Genomic DNA, 12,700 nt, shown 5'->3' on the forward strand with positions numbered 1-12,700 from the left:
GGGCACCAGCCCAATTACACATTTTTTCTGTAGGAGCACCGTGCCCAGCAAGGCAAAAACCGGCAAGAAACTCGTGATCGTGGAGTCTCCGGCCAAGAGCAAGACCATCGCCAAGTATCTTGGCGAGGGCTTCATCGTCGAGGCTTCCATCGGCCATATCCGGGATCTCCCGCAGCCATCGGACCTCCCTGCAGAACTCAAGAAGACTTCGCTGGGTAAGTTCGCCGTAGACATCGAAAACGACTTCAAGCCGTATTACGTCGTGTCCCCGGACAAGAAGAAGAAGGTCGCCGAGCTCAAGGCCCAGCTGAAAGACGCTGACGCGCTCTATCTCGCGACCGATGGGGACCGCGAGGGTGAAGCCATCGCGTGGCACCTGCTTGAGGTCCTTAAACCCAAAGTTCCCGTGTATCGCATGACTTTCGGTGAAATCACCAAGGAAGCGATTCACCGTGCCATGGATAACCTGCGGGACGTCGATACCGCCCTGGTTGATGCCCAGGAGACCCGGCGCATCCTGGACCGGCTCTATGGCTATGAAATCTCCCCGGTTCTGTGGCGCAAGGTTGCCAGGGGGCTTTCCGCGGGACGTGTGCAGTCCGTGGTTACCCGCATGGTGGTTGACCGCGAACGCGAACGCATGGCTTTCCGGGCCGCTTCCTACTGGGACCTGACCGGACAGTTCGGAGCCGACTCGGGATCTTTCAAGGCAAAGCTTGCCGCGGTGGACGGTTCCAAGGTGGCCAGTGGCCGTGACTTTAACGACAATGGCCAGCTCACATCCTCCAACGTGGTTCACCTCAACGAGGAACTCGCAACATCATTGGCCGCAGGTCTGCAGAACGCCGATTTCCGCGTCCGTTCTGTAGATACCAAGCCGTACACGCGCCGGCCTGCCGCGCCGTTCACCACCTCCACGCTGCAGCAGGAAGCAGGCCGAAAGCTCCGCTTCTCCTCGAAGAGCACCATGCAGGTCGCCCAGCGCCTGTACGAAAACGGCTACATCACTTATATGCGTACGGACTCCTCTGCCTTGAGCGATGAAGCTGTCACGGCAGCCCGGCGCCAGGCCGCGGAGCTCTACGGTCCCGAGTATGTGCCCCAAAGCCCACGCGTGTACGCCAACAAAGCTGCAAATGCGCAAGAGGCCCACGAGGCCATCCGCCCCGCAGGTGACTCGTTCCGCACGCCCGCCCAGGTGGCCAAGCAGCTCAGTGGAGACGAATTCCGTTTGTACGAGCTCATTTGGAAGCGCACGGTCGCGTCCCAGATGGCCGACGCCAAGGGCTCCACAGCCACCATCCGGCTGGGTGCCGCGGCAGCTGACGGACGAGACGCTGAATTCTCTGCCTCGGGTACCGTCATCACCTTCCCCGGCTTCCTCGCCGCTTATGAGGAGGGCAAGGACGAGAGCCGCGGAGATGAAGACTCCGATGAAGCGCGCCGTCTGCCCAACGTGGCCAAGGACGACTCCCTGAAGGCCTCGGACATCGTGGCAGTAGGCCACGAGACCTCACCGCCTCCGCGCTACACGGAAGCCTCGCTGACTGCTGAGCTGGAAAAGAAGGGCATCGGCCGTCCGTCGACCTATGCCTCCACGATTTCCACCATCCAGGATCGCGGCTATGTACGGAAACAAGGTTCTGCCCTGGTTCCCAGCTGGATCGCTTTCTCGGTGATTCGCTTGCTTGAGCAGCACTTCACGGATTACGTCGACTATGAATTCACCGCGGACATGGAAGGCGATCTGGATAAAATCGCCAACGGCCAAGCCGTGGGCGCAGCGTGGCTGAAGCACTTCTACTATGGTGAAGACGCTGATCCCGGGCTGTTGAGCATCGTGAACAATCTTGGCGAGATTGACGCCCGCGAGATCAACTCCGTGCCCATAGCAGAGGGCATCACCTTGCGTGTGGGTAAGTTCGGCCCCTACCTGGAAAGCAGCATCCCCACCGTTGATGAGAAGACCGGTGAAGTGGTGGAGTCCGCACGGGCCAACGTCCCGGAGGAACTCGCTCCGGACGAGTTGACAGCCGCCAAGGCAATCGAGCTCATGGAAACTGCCGCTCCCGAGGAACGGGTCCTGGGAACCGATCCACACACGGGCCATACCGTGGTTGCCAAGAACGGCCGATACGGCGCCTACGTCACCGAGGTCATCCCCGAGATGACCGAGGAGCAGCTGGCAAACCAGCCCATTGAGTACTACAAGAACGGCAAGCCCAAGCCTCCAAAGAAGCCGGTGAAAGCCAAGCCACGCACAGGTTCGCTGTTCAAGTCCATGACCGTGGACAGCGTCACCCTGGATGAGGCCCTGCAGCTCATGAGCCTGCCCCGGGTGCTTGGTGAGGACGCCGAAGGAAATGTCATCACCGTCCAGAACGGCCGGTTCGGACCTTACCTGAAGAAGGGTACGGACTCCCGTTCAATCGGGTCCGAAGAAGAAATCTTCACCATCACCCTGGAACAGGCCTTGGAGATCTACTCCCAGCCCAAGCAGCGTGGTGCCCGGGCCGCCGTGCCGCCTCTGGCCGAGTTCGGTCCGGACCCTGTGTCGGAGAAGAACATCGTGGTGAAGGAGGGCCGTTTCGGTCCGTACATCACTGACGGCGTCACGAACATCACGGTTCCGCGCTCAACTTCGCTTGAGGAGCTGACCCGGGAACGCGCCGTCGAACTTCTTGCCGAGAAGCGGGCCAAGGGCCCCGTCAAGCGGACGACTACGCGCAAGGCGCCAGCCAAGAAAGCCGCCGCCAAAAAGTAATGCCACAACAAGTCAGGGTGCCGTCCGGGAAGCAAGCGAATTGCGTCCCGGACGGCATCGTGGTCGAGTAGAACCATGACTGAACAGACGGCTTCACCGGACAACGGACCCTTGAACGACCTCGAAGCGAAGCTCGCCTTGGCTGAACAGCCGGACGCCAACCCGGTAGACGTAATCCTTGCTTTCCTGAACAACGAGGTCTACCTCATCAGTTCCGAAGCAGTGGACGGACCGGATTCTGCCGTAGAGCCATTGGTCCTTTCGAACGCCGATGGACAGCCCGTTCTGGCTGTGTTCAGCCACCCGAGCCGCGTGGACGAGCGTTTCCTGGAAGCGGCCCCGCACATTCTGGGCACCATGGGCTCGGCGATCCTCGGCAACATCGGCGACGAACTGGGCATGGTCATCAACCCCGGAAGCGAATATGGCTTCGAAATCGATCCTGAGGGGATCGCCAACATCCGCCGCGACTTCAAACGGGCAGACGAAGTAGGGGAGCCAACGGAATAACTGGCGTCCCGGGCACGGGACGTCTGCCTGTCAGCGAAACGTGGACGCCAAGTTGCTTCCCCGGCTTCGAATCAGTGAATAATGGCAGAATGCGTCTTGGCGTTCTCGATATCGGTTCAAACACCGTCCACCTGCTGCTCGTGGACGCCCATCCCGGCGCCCGCCCAGTGGCTTTTGCCTCCCACAAACGGCCACTTTCCCTGGTCCAATACCTCGACGGTGATGGCAACATCAACGATGCTGGCCAGACTGAGCTGATTGAGTTCGTCCTGGAGGCATGGGAGTTCGCAGCACGCCACAAGGCCGAGGATTTGCTCGCGTTTTGCACCTCGGCTATCCGTGAGGCAACCAACGGTGCCGAGGTCCTGGCCCGGGTCAAACACGAGACCACGGTGACTCTCCAGGAGCTCACTGGCAGCGAAGAAGCGTCAATGACCTTCTTTGCCGTTCGTCGTTGGTATGGCTGGGGTGCCGGCCCGATTCTGGATCTGGACATTGGAGGAGGATCCTTCGAAATGGCCTACGGCACGGACGAACTCCCGGAATTGGCTACCTCCGTTCCGTTGGGAGCCAGCAGGCTGACGCGGGATTGGCTCCATGAAGATCCACCCAGCGCCAAGAGCGTCAAGGAGTTGAGGCGGTACATCCGCTCGACGCTCAAACCTGTTGTCCGCAATTTTCACGAGCTCGGCCGGGCCAACCTGGTGGCGGGTACCTCCAAGACGTTCCGCTCCCTTGCGCGGATCGCTGGTGCTGCCCCCAGCGGGGCCGGTCCCTATGTGAAACGGGAACTCCACGCCGCCGATCTTGGTCTGTGGGCCCAGCGCATATCCGCCATGAAAGTTGAGGACCGCCTATACCTCCCGGGTGTTTCAGATGCGCGTGCCCGCCAATTGCTGGCCGGGGCTTTGGTGGCGGAGGCCGCGTTGGAGCTCTTCGAATTCCCTAAGATGGAAATCTGTCCGTGGGCTTTGCGGGAAGGGCTGATCCTTCGACGCCTGGACCAGTTGGTCTTCGATGATGCCGTGGATCCCGCGCCGCACGTCGGAAAGCGCAAGAAGGACAAGTCCAAGAAAAAAGCAGTCAAGGAAGGCGACAAGAAGACGGACAACGTCGAGCCCCAATCCACGTTTGAGGAGTTCCCCTTGCCGGTGAACAACCCTGCCCCTGCACCAATTCCGGCCCCTGTGGCAGGCGGGCTGGCTTCCTGAGATGAGCGCCGACGTCGAGCCCGTTGCAAATAACCGCCACATCCCGGTGGCGCTGTCCAGCGCGTCCGTTTATCCGCTGAGCGTCCATGATGCTTTCGCGGTGGCCCAGGACCTTGGTTATGAAGGCGTTGAGGTCATGGTCACCAACAACGCTGTGAGCCAGAATCCTGACGCCCTCATCCAGCTGAGCCATCGTTATCACCAACAGATCGTCTCCATTCACGCGCCCACATTGCTGCTCACCCAGCAAGTCTGGGGAGCTGCATGGAACAAGATCGAGAAGTCCTGCCAGATGGCAAGGGAGGTCGGCTGCGACACCGTGGTGGTCCATCCGCCGTTCCGCTGGCAGTCGAACTACGCCGAGAACTTCGCTGCGGGTGTTCGGGAGATCGCTGCGATGTACCAAGTGCACATCGCGGTGGAGAACATGTACCCGTGGCGCGTCCGTGGACGGGAGGCTGTTGCCTACCTGCCGCACTGGGATCCCTTGGGACAGGATTACGACGATGTCACGTGGGACTTCTCGCATGCGGCAACCGCGGGGGCAAACAGTTTGGAAGCAATCCAGGCACTGGGCAGCAAACTCCGCCACGTTCACCTCACGGATGGTTCAGGTTCCGGGAAAGACGAACACTTGGTGCCGGGCACGGGGACGCAGCAATGCGCGGACGCCCTCCAACACCTTGCTTCCAACGGCTTCAGTGGTGTTGTGGTGGCGGAGATTTCAACCCGCAAGGCCAAAGTGGCGGGTGAGCGCGAGGAAATGTTGGCGGAGACGCTTCGTTTCGCACGGCAGCACCTCAGCATCCCGCTGGTGCGATCACACGATAATTAGAAACCAACGCAATTAAATGCGAAAGCACCGGCGGCCGAATCGGGAAATGGGGGAAAACCCGCCCCGGCCACCGGTGCTGTTGGCGGACATCCCCATGCCCGCCTCATCACTCGCACCCTCAATGAGGTAACTACTAAGTTACGGACCAAGGTTGGGTGCTGCCTGCAATATTCTTGGGAACAAGCTGTGAATCCGGACAGCGTTCGACCCCCTCGTGGGCAAACTGCCATGATGGTGCAATGAGCAACCGAATCGCATTCCTTGGCTGTGGATCCATGAACGAGGCAATTCTGGCCGGTCTCCTTGCCGCCGGGACCGACCCATCCGATGTCGTCGCCACTGTCCGACGTACCGAGCGTGCAGAAGAGCTTGCGCAGCGGTACGGCGTTATGGCGATCGCTGGCGAGGAAGAACCGGACAACAACAAGCTTGCCACCAAGGGTTCCCGCATCGTCATCCTTGGCGTCAAACCAGTTGGCATCACAGAACTTGCACGCGAAATCAGCCCGGCACTCGCTAAGGACACCGTCGTTGTGAGCGTGGCCGCTGCGGTTTCCATCGCGCAGATTGAGGCCGCCCTCCCGGAAGGGCAGCCGGTGATCCGCACCATGCCGAACACACCCGCAAAGCTGGGGCGCGGCGTCGTATCCGTCTCGCCCGGGACGCACTGCACGCCGGAACAGCTGGAGAAGGTGAAGGCAGCGCTGGCAGGTGCCGGCAAGGTTGTGGAGGTGCCCGAGGAACAAGTGGACGCCTTGTCCGCCATCAGTGGATCCGGTCCCGCCTACGCATTCTATTTGGCCGAGGCCATGGCCGCCGCTGGTGTCGAGCTGGGGCTGGACGCCGAACTGTCCGTCATGCTTGCCCGCGAAACGGTGGCGGGCGCCGGTTTCATGCTGGCGGAACCGGGTGCGGACCCCACTGCACTTCGCGTTGCCGTAACCAGTCCCAACGGCACCACCGAGCGGGCTATCGCAGCATTCGACGACGGCGGGATCCCCAGGATCATCGCCGATGGAGCCCGTGCGGCTGCTACGCGCGCGGCCGAGATCACCAAGCAGTTGGGCTAGTCCCCAACCGCTCCCTAGCCTCGCAAGCTCGGCCAGGGAACCCTGCGGTCGTGGGCCCAATGCACCCGCTCCCTACGGCCGCGCTGCGAAGCGCTCCAAGAGATCGACGTGTCCGGACACGATCAGCATGTCGTGTCCGGACACCTTGGTTTCCGGCCGCGCATACGTGAAGTCCTCTCCAGGGGTCTTCACGCCGACGATCGTCACGCCGTATTTGGACCGCACCTTGGATTCCTCCAGGGTGAAGCCAACAGTTTCCTTGGGCGGATACATCTTCACGATCGCGTAGTCGTCGTCGAACTCGATGAAGTCCAGCATGCGCCCTGACACCAGGTGCGCGGCACGCACGCCTGCGTCGGCTTCCGGGTAGATCACGTGGTTTGCGCCGATCCGGCTGAGGATCTTGCCGTGGGATGGGGTGATCGCCTTGACCCACAGGTGTTGGATGCCCAGGTCCACCAGGTTCACGGTGATGAGCACCGAGGACTCGATGGACGTGCCCACGCCTACCACGGCGGAACTGAATTCCTGGGCCCCCAGCTGGCGCAAGGCATCGATGTTGGTGGCGTCCGCCTCCACCACGTGGGTGAGCACGGGCGCCCATTTCTGGACGAGCGTGCGGTCACGTTCAATCGCCAGGACTTCCCGGCCCTGCTTGACCAATTGCTCGGCTGTGGCCGACCCGAATCGGCCAAGGCCAATGACCAGCACTGGTGCGTTGTGGGCGGGACGGTTGGCCGCCCCAGTGGTACTAGCCAATGATTGGCCTCTCTTCCGGGTAGTGGTACAGCTGGCTGCGCTGGCGCAGGGCCAAGCCGGCAGCGAGGGTTACGGTGCCCACACGGCCTGCGAACATTAGTGCGGTCAGGACGTAAACGCCCGACGGCGGCAGCTCGGCGCTGAGGTTGGTGCTCAGTCCCACTGTGGCGAAGGCGGAGATGGTTTCAAAGAGCACCCTGTCCAGTGTCGCCCCGCTGATGGAGAGCAGCAGGAATGCCGCGACCGATACAAGGGTGGCACCGGCAACAATCACCGAGATGGCCACCCGCATGGTGCCTTGGGGAATCGTGCGTCCGTAGACCTTAACATCGGCATCGCCACGGGCCTCGGCAACGATAGCGAGGAACATGACCGCGATAGTAGTCACCTTGATGCCGCCCGCTGTGGACGCTGAGCCGCCGCCGGCAAACATGAGGGCGTCGGTGAGCAGCATGGTGGTGGATTCCATGTGGTTTTGGTCCACCAGGTTGAACCCCCCTGAGCGCGTCATCACTGATGCAAAGAGGGAATGGATGAGCTTGTCGCCAAGGTCCATATGCGCGATTGTCCGCACGTTGTCCCATTCCATGAGCGCCCACAGGACCGTGCCGGCCAGGAGCAGGATGAAGGACACCTGGATGGTGAGCTTGGTGTGGAGGTTCCACTTCTTCCAGTTCAGGCCGTTCTGTTGCAGAACCATCACTACCGGGAAGCCGAGGCTGCCAAGGAATACGCCCAGCATGAGTGGAATAAGGATCCAGAGGTCGGTCTCGTAGGGGACGATTCCGTCTGAGTGCGGCGTAAATCCGGCATTGTTGAAGGAGGAGATCGAGTAGAAGACCCCGTGCCATACCGACTGCAAGAATGGCTCGCCGAGAAGCATGAAGCGGGGGATCAGGGCCAAGGCGAGTGCGCCCTCGATCACCACCGAGGTCACGATGACGATGCGGAGCAGCGTACCCACTTCACCAAGTCTGCCGGCGTTGTTCATGGCCTCCTGGGCGATGAGCTTGCCGCGGACACCAAGCCGCTTGCTGACCATGAGCGCCAACAGTGAAGCCAGGGTCAACGTGCCAAGGCCGCCCACAAAGATGCCCACCAAAATAATGAGCTGGCCAAGGAAGGACCAGTGGGTGGCGGTGGAAACCACGGTCAGGCCCGTCACGCAGACACTGGAAACTGCCGTGAACATGGCCTGGTGCAGAGGAGTAGGTTCGCCCGAAGCCGAGGAGAACGGCAAGGACAACAAGCCTGTGAAGAGCAGGATCACGGAGGCGAAAGCGACCAAGGCCAGACGGGCCGGCGACGTGTTGGCGATGTTGTCAATGAAGTCGCGCGCACGTGTGAAAATCCACAGACCTTCACGTTCCTGCTGGCCGGGTTGCCAGTGGGCCGGGCTCGCGGAGCGCGACTGGCTTTGAGACATGGGTTCTTCCTCGGTTGAACATGCTTTCCTGAGTAGTAAACCACTATTCCTGCGGCGTAACCGGGCGGTACAGCCCCGCGGCCTCAGGTAGCCTGTTCTGGATGAACTCCAGGCTTGGAACAACAACTGCTTCCAGCATTACGCGATCCGCACTGCCAACGACGGTGGTGTGGGATCCAGCCATGACTGCTTACAACTTTGGTCCCAGCCATCCTATGGCCCCGCAGCGGCTGGAGTTAACCGCGAGGCTCGCAGAATCCCTTGGTCTTTTCAACCACAGCCATGTGGCGGTGGAGTCGCCGGACGTGGCCACCGACGTCGAACTTTGCTCAGTGCATAGCGCCGACTATGTGGAGGCGGTGCGCCGCGTCAGCGAGGACCCGGCCCAACCCGAAGAAGACCGCGGACTGGGAACTGAAGACGATCCCGCCTTCGCTGGTATGCATGAGGCCAGCGCCCGGCTGGCCGGTGGTTCTTTGTTGGCCGCGGAATCGATCCTGTCCGGCAAAGCCATTCGCGCAGTAAATTTCAGTGGTGGAATGCACCACGCGGCACGTGACCGCGCCAGCGGCTTTTGCGTCTACAACGACGTCGCCATTGCCATCCAGCGGCTTCTGGACGGCGGTGTGAGCCGCATAGTCAGCATCGACGTCGACGCCCACCACGGCGATGGAACGCAAAGCATTTTTTGGAATGACCCCCGCGTCATGACAATTTCCCTGCATGAGTCCGGGCTTACCCTCTTTCCGGGAACGGGTTTCGCCAATGAAACCGGCGGCCCGGATGCGCACGGCACGGCTGTCAATGTCGCGTTACCGGCGTTCACGGGAGATGCCGCGTGGCTTCGCGCCTTTCATGCGGTGGTACCGCAGCTGGTTGGAGCCTTCAATCCCGAGGTGATTGTCAGCCAGCACGGCTGTGATTCGCACCGCCTGGATCCATTGACGCACCTCAACCTCAGCGTGGACGGTCAGCGGGAGGCGGCCAGCGCCGTCGCCAGCCTCGCCGCGAGGTATTGCGATAACCGGTGGGTCGCCACAGGCGGAGGCGGCTACGACGTTACGGGTGTTGTGCCACGTGCTTGGAGCCATCTGATCGGAATGGTGACGCAGCGGCCGGTGCCGTTGAGCACGCCCGTGCCAGAAGCCTGGCGCAACTATGTCAGGGAGGCTTACGGCGTGTGGGCTCCGGAGTCGATGAGCGATGACGTGGATGTCTGGTGGCGTTCCTGGGAAGTTGGCTACGACCCCGCGGACGAGGTGGACCGGACGGTCATTGCCACGCGCAAGGAGATCTTCCCGTTGTACGGGCTGGATCCCTGGTTCGACTAGCCGGTCTTGACCCACCACCTATGGTTCTGACTTCTCCGTCTGGAAGACCACGCCCGCCGCACCCACGAGCCAGCCCAGCAAGGACAACGCAAATGCTCCGATGAGGTCCGTGGACGCTTGGCCCTTGAACAGCCAGAGCACCAGGACCAGCAAGCCCATGGTGATGTAAACCATGATGGCAAAGATCACCCGTCCCGATAACCGCAGGGCAACCTCCGCCGGGCTGACAAGGGGACTGGATTCGCCAGCGTTCGCGCTGTCCCGCTTAACCTCCGAAATGGTGAACCCCAGTGCGGACGCCGTTAGCGAACTCAGGGACGTGGCAAGGACCCCCGCCGCGGTAACCAGGGCTCCGTTCAGCTCAGGGGCCGTCAGATCACCTGTCGGAACCCAGGTGCCGACCCGAAGGAGCACTGCACTCCACACGAAGACGAATACGGCAAGGAACACACCGGCGATGATGTTGAAGATTTGCCGCCGAAGGAAATCAGTCATTGCCCCGCACCCCGTGCTTTTGGCGGCCGGGGCCTCGAAGCCCGGACGGACCGTGAATCCGTTTTAGCATTGGCTCTGGAGAGGGTCAACGATCCAGCGCCGTCGCGGCGCGAAACAGGGATGCCATTTGGCGTATATGTCGCTAGGGTGGGAGGCATGGTGACTGACGACGTATTTGCCGTCATAGCTGAGGCAACCAGGCGCGACATCCTGGTTTCACTCCGCTCTGGGGATAAAGCAGTAGGCGAACTGGTGGAAGAACTGGCTGCAAGCCAGCCCACTATCTCCAAGCATCTGAAGGTGCTCCGCGAGGCTGACCTCGTCAGCATGCGTGCTCAGGGGCAGAAGCGCTACTACGCGCTGAACCCGAAGCCGCTGGCCGGCGTGGCCACCTGGCTGGAAACGTTCGACGTCGGACCCTCGGCTACTGCCGCCGTCGCAGCTTCCGTGGAAGCAGCGCCGCAAACGGTGGCTCCCGTTGGCGTGGGCGCCGCAGCGTCGGTTGTGCAACCCGCCGAGACTGCGCCGGATCTCGTTGCAACTCGTGCCGAGGCCGTAAGCAAGGCCGTAAAAGTCCACTCAGATGGGATGCCCGTCTCGTTGGATCTGGCATCGGACGATACTGTCCCGCAGCAGATTGGCCGGACTGTTGGCCGCGCTGCCACTAAAGCGGCGGACCTGCTGGCCAATCTCCCGAACCTTCCCAACCTCCCGAAATTCGGTCGCAAGCGCTAGTGGGCTACGCCCGGATCAATCTAACGTGATCTTCAACACCTTGTGAGGCTTCCTTAAGGTCAAGGTTCCTTGCGTTTACGGGGTTTTTCTACGGTTGAGTTAACTCCGGGCCCATGGTCACAATCCCATCGGATGGAGATCCTACCTCCGTTGGTGCAACCATGAGCGGGACTGTATCGTCTCGCCGCTGGCCGGCGCACTGAGGGATAGGAAGACGCATGGATTCGAGGCTCGAAGCTGTCAGGAACACCGTGTTGGCGCGGAATCCCGGCGAGAAGGAGTTCCACCAGGCTGTCACCGAGGTTTTCGAAAGCCTGGGGCCCGTTCACGACCGGCATCCGGAATTTCTGGAGGGTGCCGTGCTGGAGCGTCTCTGCGAACCCGAGCGGCAGATCATCTTCCGCGTACCGTGGACCGACGACTCTGGCCGCGTCCACGTAAACCGCGGTTTTCGGGTGGAGTTCAACTCGGCGCTTGGTCCCTACAAAGGTGGGCTGCGGTTCCACCCTTCCGTCTATCTGGGCATCGTCAAGTTTCTCGGCTTTGAGCAGATCTTCAAGAATGCCCTCACAGGCATGCCGATCGGCGGTGGCAAGGGCGGTTCCGACTTCGATCCGCGCGGACGCTCGGATGCCGAAATCATGCGGTTCTGCCAGTCGTTCATGACTGAGCTATACCGTCATATCGGTGAGTACACCGACGTCCCTGCCGGCGATATTGGCGTGGGCGGACGCGAAATCGGCTTTCTCTTCGGCCAGTACAAGCGCATCACCAACCGTTACGAATCCGGTGTCCTCACCGGCAAGGGGATATCCTGGGGCGGCTCATTGGTTCGTCCGGAAGCCACCGGCTACGGCACGGTGATCTTTGCCCAGGAGATGCTCAAGAGCCGTGGCGCTTCCTTTGACGGCCAGCGCGTTGTGGTGTCCGGTTCCGGAAATGTGGCCATCAATGCGATTGCCAAAGCGCAGTCTCTCGGTGCCACGGTGGTGGCCTGCTCCGACTCCGCCGGTTACATCGTGGACGAGGCGGGAATCGACGTCGAGCTCCTGCGCCGGATCAAGGAAGTGGAGCGCGCCCGGCTTACTGAATACGCGCTTCGACGGCCTGGATCCAGCTACGTAGCGGGTGGCTCGGTGTGGGACGTGAACGGCACGGTCGCACTGCCTTGCGCCACCCAAAACGAGCTCGATGGCGATGCTGCCGCGAAGTTGGTCAGCAACGGCCTGATCGCGGTGGCCGAGGGAGCCAACATGCCCTCCACGCGCTCGGCAGTGGCAGTGTTCCAGGAGGCGGGCGTTCTGTTCGGTCCGGGTAAAGCCGCCAACGCCGGAGGTGTTGCTACATCCGCGTTGGAAATGCAGCAGAACGCCAGCCGTGATTCGTGGTCATTCGAGCACACGGAACAACGGCTTACCGAGATCATGGTGGGCATCCACGACCGCTGCGCAGCAACCGCCGAAGAATATGGTTCGCCCGGCAACTATGTGGTGGGCGCCAATATCGGCGGTTTCGTAAAGGTAGCCGACGCAATGCTGGCTCAGGGCCTGATCTAGCGTCCATT

The 12,700-nt window shown here is 61.4% G+C and carries 12 protein-coding genes; 8 read left to right on the forward strand and 4 right to left on the reverse strand.

From position 1 onward, the window contains the following. Nucleotides 1–40 precede the first annotated feature (40 nt). The 5 genes from topA to proC all read left to right on the forward strand — a co-directional run bounded on the left by topA (nucleotide 41) and on the right by proC (nucleotide 6,390). Nucleotides 41–2,764: a type I DNA topoisomerase gene (gene topA / locus ACFX4T_RS17015; protein WP_377652813.1), complete on the forward strand. Its 2,724-nt coding sequence runs from the start codon at nucleotides 41–43 to the stop codon at nucleotides 2,762–2,764. 75 nt (nucleotides 2,765–2,839) lie between these two features. After that, nucleotides 2,840–3,274, forward strand: coding sequence for an SseB family protein (locus ACFX4T_RS17020; protein ID WP_216927039.1), 435 nt, complete (start codon nucleotides 2,840–2,842; stop codon nucleotides 3,272–3,274). A gap of 89 nt (nucleotides 3,275–3,363) precedes the next feature. Further along, nucleotides 3,364–4,485, forward strand: a complete 1,122-nt coding sequence (locus ACFX4T_RS17025; RefSeq protein WP_377652815.1) for a Ppx/GppA phosphatase family protein — start codon at nucleotides 3,364–3,366, stop codon at nucleotides 4,483–4,485. Between the two features lies 1 nt (nucleotide 4,486). Beyond that, a complete protein-coding gene (locus ACFX4T_RS17030; protein WP_377652817.1) occupies nucleotides 4,487–5,320 on the forward strand; it encodes a sugar phosphate isomerase/epimerase family protein in 834 nt (277 codons plus the stop codon). 239 nt (nucleotides 5,321–5,559) lie between these two features. Then, nucleotides 5,560–6,390: a pyrroline-5-carboxylate reductase gene (gene proC, locus ACFX4T_RS17035; protein ID WP_377652819.1), complete on the forward strand. Its 831-nt coding sequence runs from the start codon at nucleotides 5,560–5,562 to the stop codon at nucleotides 6,388–6,390. Between the two features lie 72 nt (nucleotides 6,391–6,462). Here the strand turns inward: proC and ACFX4T_RS17040 are convergent, their stop codons facing one another. From ACFX4T_RS17040 to ACFX4T_RS17050, 3 genes are read right to left on the reverse strand one after another with little or no spacing between them, the layout of a single operon-like run. Continuing rightward, on the reverse strand, nucleotides 6,463–7,101 hold the full coding sequence (locus tag ACFX4T_RS17040) for a potassium channel family protein (RefSeq protein WP_377652913.1): 639 nt from the start codon (nucleotides 7,099–7,101) through the stop codon (nucleotides 6,463–6,465). A 40-nt stretch (nucleotides 7,102–7,141) separates the two neighbouring features. Then, nucleotides 7,142–8,575 carry a TrkH family potassium uptake protein gene (locus tag ACFX4T_RS17045; protein WP_216927043.1) on the reverse strand — a complete coding sequence of 478 codons (1,434 nt, stop codon included), beginning with the start codon at nucleotides 8,573–8,575 and terminating at the stop codon, nucleotides 7,142–7,144. Nucleotides 8,576–8,618: 43 nt separating this feature from the next. After that, nucleotides 8,619–8,759, reverse strand: a complete 141-nt coding sequence (locus tag ACFX4T_RS17050; RefSeq protein ID WP_377652821.1) for a hypothetical protein — start codon at nucleotides 8,757–8,759, stop codon at nucleotides 8,619–8,621. Between ACFX4T_RS17050 and ACFX4T_RS17055 the strand changes: the two genes are divergently transcribed. Further along, entirely contained in the window at nucleotides 8,758–9,906 is a 1,149-nt protein-coding gene (locus tag ACFX4T_RS17055) for an acetoin utilization protein AcuC (protein WP_377652823.1), read from the forward strand. The genes ACFX4T_RS17050 and ACFX4T_RS17055 overlap by 2 nt on opposite strands. A gap of 18 nt (nucleotides 9,907–9,924) precedes the next feature. On the opposite strand, the gene ACFX4T_RS17060 is transcribed toward ACFX4T_RS17055, so the two are convergent. Then, the gene (locus ACFX4T_RS17060; protein ID WP_216927045.1) at nucleotides 9,925–10,401 is read right to left on the reverse strand and encodes a hypothetical protein; all 477 of its coding nucleotides are present in this window, start codon (nucleotides 10,399–10,401) and stop codon (nucleotides 9,925–9,927) included. A 156-nt stretch (nucleotides 10,402–10,557) separates the two neighbouring features. Here ACFX4T_RS17060 and ACFX4T_RS17065 point away from each other — a divergent pair, with 156 nt between their 5' ends. Both ACFX4T_RS17065 and gdhA read left to right on the forward strand, forming a co-directional pair. Then, complete coding sequence (locus ACFX4T_RS17065; RefSeq protein ID WP_377652825.1) at nucleotides 10,558–11,136, forward strand: ArsR/SmtB family transcription factor; 579 nt, start codon at nucleotides 10,558–10,560, stop codon at nucleotides 11,134–11,136. 218 nt (nucleotides 11,137–11,354) lie between these two features. Beyond that, entirely contained in the window at nucleotides 11,355–12,692 is a 1,338-nt protein-coding gene (gdhA, locus tag ACFX4T_RS17070) for an NADP-specific glutamate dehydrogenase (protein WP_377652827.1), read from the forward strand. The last annotated feature ends 8 nt before the right edge of the window (nucleotides 12,693–12,700 follow it).

The organism is Paenarthrobacter sp. YIM B13468 (assembly GCF_042788025.1).
Lineage (GTDB): Bacteria > Actinomycetota > Actinomycetes > Actinomycetales > Micrococcaceae > Arthrobacter > Arthrobacter aromaticivorans.